The 15783-nt window shown below is 35.4% G+C and carries 12 protein-coding genes; 6 read left to right on the top strand and 6 right to left on the bottom strand.

The features are described 5' to 3' along the window. The first annotated feature begins 57 nt into the window (after positions 1 to 57). Positions 58 to 297: a hypothetical protein gene (locus QLS31_RS12310; RefSeq protein WP_282744112.1), complete on the top strand. Its 240-nt coding sequence runs from the start codon at positions 58 to 60 to the stop codon at positions 295 to 297. Beyond that, positions 294 to 965: an ATP-binding cassette domain-containing protein gene (locus QLS31_RS12305; RefSeq protein WP_282744111.1), complete on the top strand. Its 672-nt coding sequence runs from the start codon at positions 294 to 296 to the stop codon at positions 963 to 965. The genes QLS31_RS12310 and QLS31_RS12305 overlap by 4 nt, the downstream gene beginning before the upstream one ends. On the opposite strand, the gene QLS31_RS12300 is transcribed toward QLS31_RS12305, so the two are convergent. Then, positions 962 to 1744, bottom strand: coding sequence for an alpha/beta hydrolase (locus QLS31_RS12300; protein ID WP_121342990.1), 783 nt, complete (start codon positions 1742 to 1744; stop codon positions 962 to 964). The two genes, QLS31_RS12305 and QLS31_RS12300, sit on opposite strands and share 4 nt — an antisense overlap. 106 nt (positions 1745 to 1850) lie before the next feature. Here QLS31_RS12300 and QLS31_RS12295 point away from each other — a divergent pair, with 106 nt between their 5' ends. Beyond that, positions 1851 to 3077 carry an AbiH family protein gene (locus tag QLS31_RS12295; RefSeq protein ID WP_282744110.1) on the top strand — a complete coding sequence of 409 codons (1227 nt, stop codon included), beginning with the start codon at positions 1851 to 1853 and terminating at the stop codon, positions 3075 to 3077. A 78-nt stretch (positions 3078 to 3155) separates the two neighbouring features. Here the strand turns inward: QLS31_RS12295 and QLS31_RS12290 are convergent, their stop codons facing one another. Together QLS31_RS12290 and QLS31_RS12285 are read right to left on the bottom strand one after the other, a co-directional pair. Next, on the bottom strand, positions 3156 to 3956 hold the full coding sequence (locus QLS31_RS12290) for a TIGR00266 family protein (protein WP_282744109.1): 801 nt from the start codon (positions 3954 to 3956) through the stop codon (positions 3156 to 3158). A gap of 395 nt (positions 3957 to 4351) precedes the next feature. Continuing rightward, positions 4352 to 5644, bottom strand: coding sequence for an aminopeptidase P family protein (locus QLS31_RS12285; RefSeq protein ID WP_282710993.1), 1293 nt, complete (start codon positions 5642 to 5644; stop codon positions 4352 to 4354). Positions 5645 to 5861: 217 nt separating this feature from the next. Between QLS31_RS12285 and QLS31_RS12280 the strand changes: the two genes are divergently transcribed. After that, on the top strand, positions 5862 to 8699 hold the full coding sequence (locus tag QLS31_RS12280; protein ID WP_282744108.1) for a glycosyl hydrolase: 2838 nt from the start codon (positions 5862 to 5864) through the stop codon (positions 8697 to 8699). A gap of 72 nt (positions 8700 to 8771) precedes the next feature. On the opposite strand, the gene aceA is transcribed toward QLS31_RS12280, so the two are convergent. Continuing rightward, entirely contained in the window at positions 8772 to 10052 is a 1281-nt protein-coding gene (gene aceA, locus QLS31_RS12275) for an isocitrate lyase (protein WP_282744107.1), read from the bottom strand. Between the two features lie 46 nt (positions 10053 to 10098). Continuing rightward, complete coding sequence (gene aceB / locus QLS31_RS12270) at positions 10099 to 11700, bottom strand: malate synthase A (RefSeq protein ID WP_282744106.1); 1602 nt, start codon at positions 11698 to 11700, stop codon at positions 10099 to 10101. A gap of 118 nt (positions 11701 to 11818) precedes the next feature. Here aceB and QLS31_RS12265 point away from each other — a divergent pair, with 118 nt between their 5' ends. Next, complete coding sequence (locus QLS31_RS12265; RefSeq protein WP_282710989.1) at positions 11819 to 13300, top strand: XRE family transcriptional regulator; 1482 nt, start codon at positions 11819 to 11821, stop codon at positions 13298 to 13300. Between the two features lie 77 nt (positions 13301 to 13377). On the opposite strand, the gene QLS31_RS12260 is transcribed toward QLS31_RS12265, so the two are convergent. After that, complete coding sequence (locus tag QLS31_RS12260) at positions 13378 to 14739, bottom strand: hydroxymethylglutaryl-CoA synthase (RefSeq protein ID WP_282744105.1); 1362 nt, start codon at positions 14737 to 14739, stop codon at positions 13378 to 13380. Positions 14740 to 15108: 369 nt separating this feature from the next. Here QLS31_RS12260 and QLS31_RS12255 point away from each other — a divergent pair, with 369 nt between their 5' ends. After that, the gene (locus QLS31_RS12255; protein WP_282744104.1) at positions 15109 to 15774 is read left to right on the top strand and encodes a succinate dehydrogenase cytochrome b subunit; all 666 of its coding nucleotides are present in this window, start codon (positions 15109 to 15111) and stop codon (positions 15772 to 15774) included. Positions 15775 to 15783 lie beyond the last annotated feature (9 nt).

Below are 15783 nucleotides of genomic sequence, written 5' to 3'. Positions count from 1 at the left end.
ACAATCAGAAAATTAGCCAACATCTTTGAATTTTACAAAAGTACTTTGACGATAAACGTGTCAATAAGTGTTTTGGCATGGGTTTTTGAGGGGTTTGAAACCTTCAAATATGTGCTTATTATTTTTGGTTTCTTCATCAGTATTTTGATAAAAGAAGTGAATGCTAAAAATGAATACTTGTTTTATTACAACAACGGAATCTCTAAATTACATTTATTCATCTATGGTTTTCTAATGAATTTTGTTTTTTCGATGGTGCTGATTTTATTCATTAATGTAGTACTGAAACTCGTATGACTAAAAATATTTTAGAAGTAGACAGTGTTCAAAAACAATATGATGGAAAAATCATAGTTTCCGATGTGTATTTGAAATGTGAAACCACAGATATCATTGGCATTTTAGGAAGAAATGGTTCCGGAAAATCTACTTTGTTGAAAATCATTTTCGGAATTGTAACTGCCGATTTTAAATTTGTTCGAGTTGATGGCGTCGTGAAATCAAAAACTAGAGATTTACTAAATGAAATTAGTTATTTGCCTCAGGATAATTTTATTCCAAATTTATTTTCGATAAAAAAGACAATCTTATTGTCGATTGCCAAAGAGAAATTACAGGATTTCTATGCTGATGAAATGATTCAATCAATGCTGAACAAAAAAATAAAGCATTTATCCGGCGGAGAATTACGATATTTAGAAATTAAATTAATTCTGAGTAATGCGTCAAAATTTGTTTTGCTGGACGAGCCATACAATGGTTTGTCACCCATAATGATTGAAAAAATAAATGAATTAATTACAGAAATGTCTAGTGTAAAAGGTATTATTATCACGGATCATAATTATGAAAATGTGATTAAGGTTTCCACAAAACTGGCGTTGATGAAAGAAGGAAAAATGCACTACTTGAAAGACAAAAGCGAATTGGTTGAAAAAGGGTATTTGAAATCAGGAATGATTTAGATGCTTTTAAAAAAAGCGAACAATACGTTTAATAACTCGTCTTGATTCTCAATATGACTCATGTGTCCGTCCGGAAAAGTCACCAGTTTTACTGCAGTGTTTTCTATCTGTTCTTTGGTTTCTTCGTAATTTAAAACAGGATCTTTTTCGCCCAGAATCAATAATTTTGGATAAGGTGTAAGATGTAATAACACTTCCCGATCTTGTCGTATTTTCATTCCTTCCAGTGACGCAACGATTCCTTGAAGCGGTGTTTTTAAAGCTTCTTTTTTTACGCTTTCAATTTCGGATGAAAGTCGTTCTCTGTTGGCTTCGCTGAATAAGTTTGCAATAGAAAGTGAAACAAAATTCATAAAAGATTGTTTTACCGCTTTAATAGCCCGATCCCGATTTGTTTTTCGTTCCTCGCTGTCGGCTCTTGCGGTCGAGTTTAGTAAAACCAATCCTTTTATGGTGTCAGGATATAATTCTGCGAAAGCCAAAGCGACATAACCACCCATAGAATGCCCGACAAAAATGGCTTTTCGAATGCGCAATTCCGATAAAACTGCGTGAACAGCATCGGCATTATCTTCCATTGTTTGCACGTAACTCAAACATTCCGTTTCTCCATGTCCCAATAAATCAATCGTGATAACGCGGTTTTTTTTAGCAAACTCCGGAATATAAAAATCCCACATACCTTTGTTTTCCAAGAAACCATGAAGCAAGACTATAGCAGTTCCTTTCCCGGTATCGGAATAGGAGATGTTGGTATTTTTAAAGAGAATTTGTTTCAAAATGGAAATTTAGTCTACAAAAGTAACATTTTATTTTTTTAACCATTTAAGAAATATAAGGGCATAGAAGTAATTCATAAATGCGCTTGTATTAAAAATAGTATATTTGAGAAAAGCAATTGTAAATATGGCGAAGATTTTAATTACAGGAAATGGATTTGATTTATTTCATCATTTACCAACAAAGTATGGACATTTTATGTCGATAATGAAAACTATTGAGGGAAATAATTTTTCAAAAGACATCTCATTTGAAGATTTATTTGGCTCGTTTTTTAAAGATGAAAATCAAAATGATTACAAGTTAATAGTTGAAAATTATAAAGTTGCTGAATTTAAATTTGATGTAGATAAAATTAATGATTTGAAAGTTTCATTACATAATAATTTATGGTACAAATATTTTAAAAATGTAATAGAGATAGAAACTTGGATTGATTTTGAGGTTGAAGTTGAAAATGTTTTGAAACAATTATCAATTTTACTTAAATCAGAAACTCCCCAATTTAAAAAAATTAATAATTATAGAGATGTGCCAATAAATTATTCTGATTTTTGTTTATTTGGAATAATTGAGCATAAATATGATGATAAAGAACTTTTTAGTATTCCTGATGTGTATTTAGATAAAAGGAGATTAGGCATTAAAATCGGGCATGTATTGCGTGATTTGTCAAGTTCATTTGAGAGTTTTATAATTATTTTTAATCAATATCTTATTAATGTATTAGCTGTATTTTATGAAAATAAATCACATGATCAAATTATTCCTTTTCATTTAATCACTGAAATATATACTTTTAATTATACACCAACATTAGAAAAATTTTATGGTATTGATAAGTCAAAAGTGGTTTATTTACATGGCGAAATGCATGAAAAAAGCGAAATTCAAAATTTAGTTTTTGGAGTTAGTGAAATCCCTGAAGATGTTAAATTAGCCAAAGCATATGATTTTGCTAAATATTATCAGAGAATAAAGAAAAACTCTAATAAAAAGTTCATTAAAATTCCTTTAGACAGAACAAATCGACTTAATGAAGCGGTTTTTTATATAATTGGGCATTCTTTAGACGAATCTGACAGAGAATATATTAAAGATTTATTTAAATTTCTTGATTTTGATAAGAATGAAAAAGCTAAAATATGTGTATTTTATCAGAGTGATCATGATAGAGAGAATAAATTAAAAAATTTATTCAATATTATCGATAAGAATGTTATTATAGAAATGAATAAGGTTGGAAGACTCTATTTTGTTAAATTAAATATTGAAAATATTACTAAAGAATTCAATAGAGAGACTTATATAAAAAGCCATGGTTTCTCTTAATAAAAACAATAACGGCTTCCATTTTTGAAAGCCGTTATTATTTTGCTATTTCGAGAAATGGAAAGTTTAAATTACATACTAAAATCGTCTGTCGCCATCGAGCAAACTTCCCAATCCGCCTAATAAACTGCCTTCGTCGCGGCTGTTTCCGCCAGCTCTTGGTGCAGATGCAATGATTCTGTCGGCGAGTCGGCTGAAAGGCAAGGATTGTACATAAACTGTTCCCGGACCGCGAAGCGTGGCGTAAAACAAACCTTCGCCTCCAAAAATAGAATTTTTGATGCCGCCAATAAACTCAATATCATAATCAACATCTTTGGTAAAACCTACGATGCAACCGGTGTCCACTTTTAGGATTTCGCCTGCTGCTAATTCTTTTTTTGCCAATGTTCCGCCGGTATGTACAAACGCCAGACCGTCGCCTTCAATTTTTTGCATGATGAAACCTTCACCGCCAAACAATCCGCGACCGAGTTTTTTAGAGAATTCAATCCCCACAGAAACGCCTTTGGCAGCGCAAAGGAAAGCGTCTTTCTGGCAAATGAATTTTCCGCCAAATTGTGTTAAGTCAATTGGGATAATTTTTCCTGGATAAGGCGATGCGAATGAAACTTTGCTTTTGGTATTGTTTTGATTGATAAATGCTGTCATAAAAAGACTTTCGCCTGTTAAAACTCTTTTTCCTGCGCTTAAAAGTTTACCGAACAATCCGTTTTCTTGTTCGGAACCGTCTCCAAAAATGGTTTCCATTTGGATATTATTGTCCATCATCATAAAACTTCCTGCTTCGGCAATTACAATTTCCTGTGGGTCCAATTCTATTTCCACATATTGCATTTCCTCGCCGTAAATGTGGTAGTCTATTTCGTGTGCTTGCATGATTTCTGTGTTTTAAGTTTTTATTTAAAAGTTTTTACCATTAAGAAATTAAGTTTCATTAAGAATCAGAGCTTAATTTTTCTTAATTTCTTTTTGATTCAAATTACATATTGAATATGTTTTAAAAAATAGTTGTTGTTTTAAATAAGTCGGAAGGGTGATTATAAAGTTACAGTTTTACCATGAATTTTGGAATTCGTGTTTTGGAATTATAGATTTTCTCGTTGTAGCGCGCAAGGGATAACAGCGGAAAGCCCACAGTCTTGTCTTTTTGGACGAGACGAGGACTTATAGCGGATAGCCCGACGCAGCTGGAGTTTACGGAAGCTGGGTTGCGCCCAAAAAAAATCGGTTCACATTGCTGTAAACCGATTTGATTGTATGTATTTAAGGAATTAACTGTTCATTAATTCTTCGATTTCGTCCACTTCAATTGGGATGTTGCGCATCATGTTGAATGGTTCACCGCTTTCTTGAACGATGATGTTATCTTCCAGACGGATTCCGAAACCTTCGGCAGGAATGTAAATTCCAGGCTCTACGGTGAACACCATATTGGCTTGCATTGGCTCGGTCAGGATTCCGTAATCGTGCGTGTCCAATCCCATGTGGTGGGAAGTTCCGTGCATGAAATATTTTTTATAAGCGGGCCATTCCGGGTTTTCATTTTGTACATCGGCTTTGTCAATAAGACCTAAACCTAGCAATTCAGAAGTCATTAATTTCCCAACTTCTATATGGTATTGTTTCCAAAGAGTACCTGTTGTCAGCATTTTGGTCGCTTCGTTTTTTACATTTAAAACGGCATTGTACACTTCTTTTTGTCTTTTGGTATATTTTCCTGAAACCGGAATGGTACGCGTCATGTCACTGGAATAATTGGCATATTCAGCCGCAACATCCAATAAAATCAAATCACCGGCTTTACATTGTTGGTTGTTTTCGATGTAGTGCAAGACATTGGCATTGTTTCCGGAAGCGATAATTGGCGTGTAAGCAAAACCTCTGGAACGGTTGCGAATGAATTCGTGAATCAGCTCGGCTTCGATTTCGTATTCGGTAACGTTTGGTTTCACGAAAGACAATAATCTTCTAAAACCAAGTTCCGTAATATTACAGGCTTTTTGGATTAAGTCCAATTCTTCGGTTTCTTTTACGGAGCGAAGACGTTGCAATATCGGATTGCTTTTTGCGACAGCATGTGCCGGATATTTCTCTTTCCACCATTTTACAAAACGGGCTTCACGCGTTTCAGTTTCTACAGTGGCACGGTAATGCTCGTTTGTATTGATGTAAATTGTTTCAGCGTGCGTCATCATTTCGAATAAAACTTTTTCGAAATCCTGCAACCAATGTACGGTTCTGATTCCTGTTACTTCAAAAGCACGCTCTTTAGTCAGTTTTTCACCTTCCCAAATTGCAATGTGTTCGCTGGTTTCTTTCAAGAAAACCATTTCTCTTTGGTACTCGTATGGCGCATCCGGGAAAAGCAATAAAATACTTTCTTCCTGATCTACTCCGCTTAAATAAAAGATATCGCGGTGTTGTGCAAATGGCAAAGTACTATCGGCAGAAACGGGATAAATATCATTAGAATTGAAGATGGCAACGCTTTTTGGCTTCATCTGAGCCATGAATTTTTCTCTATTTTTTATAAATAAATCTCGGTCAATTTGATGATATTTCATTTGTTGATTTTTATTGTTTTTTATTTGTCAAATGGAATTCGCATAAAGCTAAAATTGGTTTTTTATACCATTTTTTTCTATGCTCATTTCATAACAATTCGTTTTTATACATTGAATATTCAAAAATACTAACTTTGAGAGAAACGGATGTTAATTACACTATAAAATTTTCAGATAACTATTTTTATGATTAATTTTCCAACTCAAATCAGTTTTTATGAAAAAAATAGTACTCTTCTCAGCCCTTATCGTACAAAGTATCTCTTGGGGACAAGTTTCTGCGGAAGCGATTCAGCAATCATTGGAAGCCAAAAAAGGAATGGAAAATCAATCGCTTTTTCAAAGTGTTACTTTCGAAAATGTGGGTCCAACGGTGATGAGCGGCAGAGTGGTAGATGTGGACGTAAACCCGGAAAATCCAACCGAGTTTTATGTAGGATATGCTTCAGGCGGACTTTGGTACACGAATAATAACGGAATGAGTTTTTCGCCGGTTATGGATGCGGCGCCAACGCAAAATGTAGGTGATATCGCGATAGATTGGAAACGAGGAACGATTTGGGTAGGAACTGGGGAAGTAAATTCGTCCCGATCATCTTATGCAGGAATTGGAGTTTTGAAATCTGAAGATAAAGGAAAGACTTGGCAAAATATGGGATTGCACGACAGTCATCACATCAGCAGAATCCTGATAAATCCATTAAATCCTGATGAAGTTGTTGTAGGCGCAGTGGGTCATTTGTATTCTAAAAATGAAGAAAGAGGAATTTACAAAACAACAAATGGCGGAAAAACGTGGAGTAAAACCCTTTATATAGACGATGAAACCGGGATTATTGATGTGGCTGTTTCGCCAAAAAACTTCAAGGTTCAATTTGCGGCTTCTTGGAGCAAAGATAGAAAAGCGTGGGATTTTATTGGAAGCGGTGCCACTTCAGGAATTTATAAAAGTGAGGATGCGGGATTGACTTGGAAACTTTTTTCGAATGCTGAAAGCGGATTTCCTGTTGGTGAAGGCGTTGGCCGTATTGGTTTAGCGGTTTATGATGATGCAAATGTATATGCCATTTTAGATAACCAATTCAAAAGACCGTTGCAATCCAAAAAAAGCAATTCGTTACCGATTGCGTTTTCAATGCCGGGAGACGAATTCTTGAAATTACCAAATAAAAGTCTGAATTCTATTCTAAAGAATTACGGATTGACCGAAAAATACAGAGCCGAAAACATCAAGCATTGGGTTGAAAACGGGTATTTGCAACCAAACGAAGCTGCAAAAGTGGTTTTGGATGCAATAAATAGTTTGGCCGAAACAGAAGTTATCGGAGCCGAAGTATACAAATCAAGTAACGGAGGGAAAAATTGGACGAAGACGCATCAAGATTTTATCGATGATTTCTTTTATTCGTACGGGTATTATTTCAGTGTTATTTCTGTTGATCCAAACGATGTGAATAAAATTTATTTGTCGGGTGTGCCTATTATAAAATCAAATGATGGCGGGAAAACATTCACCTCCATAAGCGAAGAGAATGTTCACGCAGATCATCACGTAGTTTGGGTGAACCCAAATAAATCAGGGCATTTAATTAATGGAAATGACGGCGGTTTGAACATTTCATATGATGATGGAGCGCATTGGGTGAAAAGTAATTCACATTCCGTAAGTCAGTTTTATGCAGTGAATGTGGATGAGCAAGAACCGTATAATATCTATGGTGGGATGCAGGATAATGGCGTTTGGGTTGGGCCAAGTACTTATAAATATTCATCAGAATGGTACCAAACCGGAAAATATCCATACGAAAATTTGATGGGTGGAGACGGAATGCAAACTCAAATTGACAAAAGAAATCCAAGTATTGTTTACACAGGTTTCCAATTTGGAAATTATTACAGAATTGATCGTGCAAAAAACAAACGTGATTATATTTCTCCAAAGCCAAAAAAGGACGAAAAACCATTTCGATTCAATTGGCAAACGCCTATTTTATTGTCTTCGCACAACCAAGATATTTTATACATGGGATCTAATTTCTTGCACCGTTCGATGAATCAAGGACAAACTTGGACTGCTATTTCGCCTGATTTGACGCAAGGAGCTAAAGAAGGGAATGTAGCTTTTGGAACAATCGCCGCCATCAGCGAAAGTACATTACAGTTTGGTTTGCTCTACACGGGAAGTGATGATGGATTGATTCATGTTTCGAAAGACGGCGGTGCGACTTGGAATAAAATTTCGGGAGATTTACCTCAAAACCGATGGGTTTCCAGAGTCGTGGCTTCGGCACACAAGAAAGAAAGAGTGTATGCGACTTTAAACGGATATCGAAATGATGATTTCACCAGTTATGTGTATGTGTCAGATGATTTTGGGCAAACCTGGAAAAACATCGCCAATAATTTGCCTGCAAGTCCAGTGAATGTAATTGTGGAAGATAATGTCAACGAGAATGTTTTGTACGTGGGAACGGACAACGGATTGTATGTTTCGTTAAACAAAGGAACGAGCTGGGATGATTTTTCTAGTAGAATTCCAAACGTGGCCGTTCACGATGTAGTGATTCAAAAGAAAGCAAAAGATTTAGTGGTGGGAACTCACGGTCGTTCAGTGTACAAAGTTAATTTGGAACAAGTGCAACAATTGAATGATAAAGTCATAGCTGAAAATCTTCATGTTTTTGAGCTTAAAAAGATAAAAAAATCAAGAGAATGGGGCAGCAGTTGGAGTTCTTGGGCTAAGGCTTCAGAACCAAAAGCAGAGGTTTGGTTTTATTCGAATGAAAATGCAGAAGTGCTTTTGCAAATTGAAAACAGCATGAAAGAAGTGGTTTATTCTCAGAAGATAAAAGCTGTAAAAGGATTGAATAAACACATTTACGATCTTTCAATGACTAAAACAGTAGCAGATAATTGGAAAAATAAAGACAAAAAACTAAAATTTGAAGCAGCCAAAAACGGTAAATATTACCTTCCAATTTCAATCAATAAAATAAGTATTCAAAAAGGAAAAGAGAAAGTGGTTACTGATCTTGAAATTATAGAATCAAAATAAACGGTCCTTTTATTTTAAAAACAAAAAACACGATTTCAGATGAAATCGTGTTTTTTTATGGTTGCAGTTTTTCTAAAACTGTGCTACTTCTGTAGAATCTTTCATCGCAGTAGTAGAAGATTTTCCTATTGTTACGGTATTTTGTACTGCATCAAAATAGGATGTCCCTACGAAACCTTGGTGTTTTACGGCTTTGAAACCGTGTTTTTGTAAAGCAAATTCTCTTTCCTGCAATTCAGAATAACCTGCCATTCCTCTTTCTTTGTATGCTTTAGACAATTCGAACATGCTAGTGTTCAACGCGTGGAATCCGGCCAATGTGATGAATTGGAATTTGTATCCCATTGCGGCAAGATCTTCGCGGAATGTTTCCATTTCAGCAACGGATAATTTTGCAGCCCAGTTGAAAGAAGGCGAACAATTGTAAGCCAACATTTTTCCAGGGAATTTTGCGTGAATTCCTTCGGCAAATTTTCTTGCGTAATCAAGATCTGGATTGCTGGTTTCCATCCAAATTAAATCAGCATAAGGCGCATAACTCAATCCTCTGTCAATTCCTTGCTCCACACCACAATTTACATAGAAAAAGCCTTCTCCAGTTTTTTCACCCGTGATGAATTTAGCATCTCTTGGGTCAATATCGCTTGTTAGTAAATTGGCCGCATCAGCATCTGTACGGGCAACAATCAGCGTTGGTGTTCCCATTACGTCTGCTGCTAAACGTGCTGCAATCAATTTGTTGATGGCTTCTTGTGTAGGAACCAAAACTTTCCCGCCTAAGTGACCACATTTTTTAGCAGAACTCAATTGGTCTTCAAAGTGAACTCCGGCAGCTCCCGCTTCAATCATCGATTTCATTAATTCGAAAGCATTAAGGTTTCCTCCAAAACCGGCTTCGGCATCAGCAACAATAGGAACTAAGTATTGTTTTTTATCGGTTGTTCCGTTTACTACTTGTATTTGATCTGCTCTCAAAAGGGCATTATTGATTCGTTTTACTACCAATGGAACACTGTTAGCAGGATATAAAGATTGGTCAGGATACATTTCGCCGGCTACATTTGCGTCAGCGGCAACTTGCCAACCGCTCAAATAAATAGCGTCTAATCCTGCTTCTACTTCTTGAATCGCTTGGTTTCCGGTAAGTGCGCCAAGTCCGGCTACAAAATCCTGAGAATTTAGTTTGTCCCATAAATTATTGGCTCCAATTCTGGCTACACTGTGCTCTATTTGATAAGAACCTTGCAATTTTACCACTTCTTCAGCAGTATAAGGTCGCTCAATGCCATTCCATCTTTGGTTCGTAATCCAGTCGGTAACTAATTCTTGAATTCTTGTTTCTGTAGTTTTCATTTTTCTTTTTTTTTGGTTGTTTGTTAATAGGTATCGCAATTGATTTTTAAATGTATTTGTATCCTGGAATTGTCAAAAATTCGATAAAATTGTCGTTCACGACCAAAATGTCTAATAATTGTTCGGCCAGTCTGTATTTATGTTTTTCATGATTTTCGTTTCCAACAAGCTTTCTGATTTTCTCAAATTCTTCCATCGCTAGTCGGTGATAATATTTTTCATTCAGTACTTTTTGATTGTCCAAAACCACTTCGTTTTGTAGCCATTGCCACAATTGTGATCTCGAAATTTCAGCAGTAGCGGCATCTTCCATTAAATTGTGCAACGCTGCGGCACCTTGTCCGTTGAGCCATGAAGCGATGTATAGAACGGAAATACTGATGTTTTTTCGAACACCTTCTTCGGTAATGGTTCCTTTTGGAGTTTCCAGTAAATCGCTTTCGGTAACGTGTACGTCTTCTCTTTTTACATGAATCTGATTTTTGGTCGGCATGTTTTTATCGAATACCGTCATGGCGAGCGAAACCAAATCCGGATGCGCGACCCAAGTGCCGTCATGACCATTTTTAACTTCCCGTTCTTTATCGGCAATTACTTTGTCGAAAGCTATTTTGTTGGCTTCTTCATTGTTTTTTATCGGAATTTGTGCTGCCATTCCCCCAATTGCGTGAATATTTCGTTCATGACATCTTTGAATAACCAATTGGGAATACGCACTCATAAATGGCGAAGTCATCGTTACTTGATCTCTGTTTGGAACTAGGAAAGCCGGATTTTTTCTTAGTTTCTTGATGTATGAAAAAATATAATCCCATCGTCCGCAATTAAGACCAACAATATGATCTTTCAATTCAAAAATGATTTCGTCCAATTGAAAACTGGCAGTTATGGTTTCTATTAAAACCGTGGCTTTGAATGTTCCGTTTTTCACGCCTAAATATTCCTGCGTGAATTCAAAAACTTCATTCCACCATCTTGCTTCCAGATAATGTTCCAGTTTTGGAATGTAAAAATACGGTGCCGTTCCATCCTCAATAAGTTGTTTGTGATTGTGAAAAGCATACAAACCAAAGTCAATTAAGGAACCTGAAGTTTGTTCTCCATCAATCAAAATATTTTTCTCCGGCAAATGCAAGCCTCTTGGTCGAACAATCAGTACGGCAGTTTCGTTGTTTAGACTGTATTTTTTATTTTTCACAGTGTCTTCAAGAGTGATGGTTTTATTTACCGCATCTTTCAGGTTTTGCTGGCCTGTCATTAAGTTGCTCCAAGTAGGAGAAGTGCTGTCTTCAAAATCAGCCATGAAAGTTTTTGCTCCTGAATTCAATGCATTGATGACCATTTTTCTATCGACCGGTCCGGTTATTTCGACTCTTCGGTCTAATAAATCCTCTGGAGTTTTTGCAGCTTCCCAATTACTGTCTCTGATGCTTTTTGTTTCAGAAGGGAAAGTTGGTAACGCGCCTACATCAAATAAATGCTGTTGATTTTTTCTTTCGGCTAATAGCAAAAGTCTTTTGTCATTGAATCTGTGATGCAATTCCGTTATTAAATCAATAGCTGCATCCGTCAAAATTGCTGGATAATGCTCTTTCGTTTCAGGTGAAAACTGTAACGTTTTTTCGGTTGTTTCAATAATATCTTTCATGGTTAAAATGTTTTACACGACAATGTTACAAAAAGTTTTTTACAAAACAAGCGAACGTACGCTAAAAATGAAAAATATTTTTTTTGGCGAAAATATTTTTTTAGTATATCTTTGAGATATGAACATAGAAAAGGATTATATCAAGTTAATTTTTGGATTAAAACTTAAGCAGGCTCGTACCAATAAGAACCTGTCACTATTTGGTTTGGCAAAAATCACGGACCTTTCAAAATCGTATTTGAACGAAATAGAAAAAGGGAAAAAATATCCTAAAACGGATAAAATCATTCTGTTGTCTGAAAAACTGGATGTTTCTTATGACAATATGGTTTCGTTGAAACTGGATAATAATTTGGCACCTATTGGAGAAATCCTGAAATCTGGGATTCTAAAAGAGATTCCTCTGGAGATTTTCGGGATTCAGGAAAATGATCTTATCGATATTATTGCCAATGCTCCTGCAAAAGTCAATGCGTTTATCAGCACGATTATTGAGATTGCGCAACATTATAATTTGACAAGAGAGAGTTTCTTTTTGGCTTCGTTGCGTTCGTACCAAGAAGCGCATACAAACTATTTTGAAGATTTAGAGCAGAAAGTGTTGCAGTTTTCCAAGGCGTTTCATGTAAATATTGACACCAAGATTTCGATTGAAGAGCTCACAGCGATATTAATTGAAGAATACGGTTATACGATAAAAGAACTCGTTTTTTCTGAGCAGGAACAATTGGGCGATTTGAGATCGATATTTGTACCAAAAAGCAAGACTCTATTGCTTTCATTAGATATTGACGAGCCTCAAAAGGCATTTATTCTAGCCAAAGAAATTGCGTATAATTACCTTGAAATCACCGAAAGGTTATATACGTTCAGCTGGATTAAATTTGATAATTTTGACCAAGTCCTGAATAATTTTTACGCTTCTTATTTTGCCGGAGCATTGCTTATTCCAAGACAAAAACTGATAGACGAACTGAATTTATTTTTGTCAAAAACTGACCCGAAGCCGCAGGAAATGATTGCTTTGATGAGCGGATTTAATGTTTCGCCTGAATCGTTCTATCAAAGATTGACTAATATTTTACCAAAAGATTTTCAGTTGAAGAATCTCTTTTTCCTGCGATTGTCTCATCAGATAGGAACGGATACGTATCAAATAAAAAAGGAATTACACATTACCAATCAGCAGGAACCGCATGCGAATGAAATGAATGAACATTACTGCCGAAGATGGGTTTCTATACGTACTATTGAGGAGTCTTTGAGGCAAAAGAAAAATCACTTTTTTGATGCGCAAATCTCCAGTTATGAAAACAGCAAAAATGAATATCTTGTTTTTTCATCGGCAACGCCGGATCCGTTTAAGGTAGATTGTATTCGTAGTATTTCGGTAGGAATATTGATTACACCTGGAATGAAGAAAAAATTCAAGTTTATCGAAAATGATTCAATCAAGAAACAGGTTGTTGGGGTTACCTGCGAAACTTGTGCTGTTAAAAATTGTTTGGAAAGAGCTTCGCCTCCAATTCATTTAGAGCAAAAAATGCGCAATGAAAACACAGATTTAATTGTGCAGCAATACATGACAAAATTCAGTTAAACATATTCTGTATTTAAATAAAAAAAGCACCGAAAGTTCAACTGTGAATTGTCGGTGCTTTTTTGTTGAAGTATAAATTAATCTACCCATTTGTAATAGCGAGCGCCAATTAAATTAGGAATTTCGTTTTCAATTCGGTCCAAAGTCCATTCGTTTTTAGGCGTTTGAATGCTGGTTTTTTGCTCCTTTTTATGTAGTTTGTTGTAGGTGTCAAAATCAATTTCAAAGCTTTTTTCTATTGTTTCAAAAAGATTGACACCAGCAATTGCTAATTTCCAGTCCGGTTGAATCGTTCCTTCAAAAACTTTCGATTTTGAACCGCTTCCATACGCCAGAAAACCAAATGTGCTGCCGCTTATTTCTTTTTCAGTATCGTAAAAATGAGCCAAAGTTGATAGTAATCCCATGAAAATAGAACCTGTGTATAGATTTCCAATTAATGAAGAAGCAATTTCTGCGGGCTTTAATTTTTCGTTTACAAATTCCTTGTAGGCTTCTGATTTACTGATTTCTTTCAGTTTATTTTGATATTCTGATGCATCTTCATTACCGGAAATAATTGTTTTGGAAGCATCCAAAGCATATATTTCAGATAACATTCGGCGTCCCTGAAAAGCATAAGGCAAATGCATGACGATGCTTTTCCAGGAATCATAAACAGTTTCGGTGGTATTTTTTAATTTTTTGAATGAAAAATACGCATCTCTGGTTCTGTCCATGTAACATTGATTCGAATATTGTCCGTCAAAAACAGGTTGGTCTTTGTGAATTTCAACTTCACTTTCTAAATTTTCAAACCAAGGTTCGTTAGTTGAATTTCCAGTAACTGCTGTTTTCGAAATCGTTCGGTACGGTTTGAAAAAGTCAAAAACTCCTTTTGTGCTGGTTGCCCAATTGTTTTCGAAAGCAATGATTCTTGGATTTGCAGTAATCAACATTGCCAAAGCTCCGGCGCCTTGCGTGTATTCTCCAGTAGAGTTTAAATCGTATTTTGCAAAATCAGTTGTGACAACAATTGCTTTTTTTGTTGGATTCAATTGTATAAAATCAATACAGTTTTGCATGGCATCAACTCCGCCAATACAGGCAAAGGTAAAATCAACCACATCGCATTCTGACAAAGTGTTTGCGCCAAATTTTTGTTCCATTAATGCAATCAAAAATGAGCTTATTGGTTTAGAGCTGTCAATGGCGCTTTCGGTTCCCACATAAATTCTGGCGATTTCATTGAGGTTGATGTTGTTGTCTGAGATTAATTTTGTTAATGCATTGGCGCCAAAAACAACTGTATCTTGATGTGTGTCCGGCAATGTCATTTTGATTAAACCCAGTCCTTTTTCTAGTTTTTCGGGTTCGATATTTCTGGCTTTTGCCAAAGTGTTTATAGGTAAATGTATTTTTGCAACATCAAAAGAGATGGCGTCAATTCCTGTTTTCATTCTTCAATTTTTAACGTGTAAAGTTAAAAACGCATTGTCTCGATACAATTATTTTAGGGACATAAAATCATCGCGCCGGGTGTTTTTATTGATTTGGAAATAAAGAACAATAAAAATTATTGAATTAGTAATTTCAGGCTGTTTGAGGACTGGTTTTCGGTCAATTTCGTGGTGTATTATTTAAGATTTTTTTCTTTTTTGTTTAACTGTTTTTCGGGCTGTTTTTGGATTTATGTTTGATATTTAAGGATTTCTTGATATTTTGTGTAAAACACTTTAAAATCATTATAAATAACAGCGAAAAGGTTGTAGTTCCTGTCTAATTGCTTTATTTTTGTAGAATTTTTTAAAACAAATTATATAAATCTTATGGCAAAATCTGCATTATTGAAATCGTCAATAGCAAAAAAAGTAGCTATGGCACTTTCAGGACTTTTTTTGATGTTGTTTCTAGCACAGCATTTTTTTATCAATATGACATCGGTTTTTAGTTCCGATACTTTTAATTCGATTTCTCATTTTATGGGAAATAATCCATTAGTTCAATTCGTAATACAGCCTATTTTGATAGTTGGAGTGGTTTTTCACTTTATCATGGGTTTTGTTTTGGATTTCAAAAACAGAAGTGCCAGACCAATTGCATATGCAAAGAACAACGGAGCGGCAAATTCTTCTTGGGCATCAAGAAACATGATTATTTCCGGTTCAGTTATTTTAGCGTTTTTGGTATTGCATTTTTACGATTTTTGGGTTCCTGAAATGGTGTACAAATATGTAGATGTTAGTCCATTGGATGAAACAAGGTATTTTCATGAGCTAGTGGCGAAATTTGAAAGTCCTGTACGTACAGGATTGTATAGCTTGTCTTTTGTCTTGTTAGCATTACACTTAAAGCATGGATTTAGTTCTTCTTTTCAATCGGTAGGATTTAGTAATAAATATTCTAGAGGATTGAAAAATTTCGGATTAGGATTTGCTTATGTGGTTCCTTTCGGATTTATTTTTATTGCGCTTTTTCATCATTTCAATCATTAATATTCAATT

The sequence above is a fragment of the Flavobacterium sp. XS2P24 genome, from assembly GCF_030010285.1.
Lineage (GTDB): Bacteria > Bacteroidota > Bacteroidia > Flavobacteriales > Flavobacteriaceae > Flavobacterium > Flavobacterium algoritolerans.
Note: the sequence above shows the minus strand (reverse complement) of the source record. Positions and strands in the feature narration are given on the sequence as shown.

Coding starts and splice junctions, on each gene's coding strand:
- QLS31_RS12290 (WP_282744109.1), bottom strand. CDS start 3,956: ATGCAAGCACACGAAATAGACTACCACATTTACGGCGAGGAAATGCAA.
- QLS31_RS12285 (WP_282710993.1), bottom strand. CDS start 5,644: ATGAAATATCATCAAATTGACCGAGATTTATTTATAAAAAATAGAGAA.
- QLS31_RS12280 (WP_282744108.1), top strand. CDS start 5,862: ATGAAAAAAATAGTACTCTTCTCAGCCCTTATCGTACAAAGTATCTCT.
- aceA (WP_282744107.1), bottom strand. CDS start 10,052: ATGAAAACTACAGAAACAAGAATTCAAGAATTAGTTACCGACTGGATT.
- aceB (WP_282744106.1), bottom strand. CDS start 11,700: ATGAAAGATATTATTGAAACAACCGAAAAAACGTTACAGTTTTCACCT.
- QLS31_RS12260 (WP_282744105.1), bottom strand. CDS start 14,739: ATGAAAACAGGAATTGACGCCATCTCTTTTGATGTTGCAAAAATACAT.
- QLS31_RS12265 (WP_282710989.1), top strand. CDS start 11,819: ATGAACATAGAAAAGGATTATATCAAGTTAATTTTTGGATTAAAACTT.
- QLS31_RS12305 (WP_282744111.1), top strand. CDS start 294: ATGACTAAAAATATTTTAGAAGTAGACAGTGTTCAAAAACAATATGAT.
- QLS31_RS12255 (WP_282744104.1), top strand. CDS start 15,109: ATGGCAAAATCTGCATTATTGAAATCGTCAATAGCAAAAAAAGTAGCT.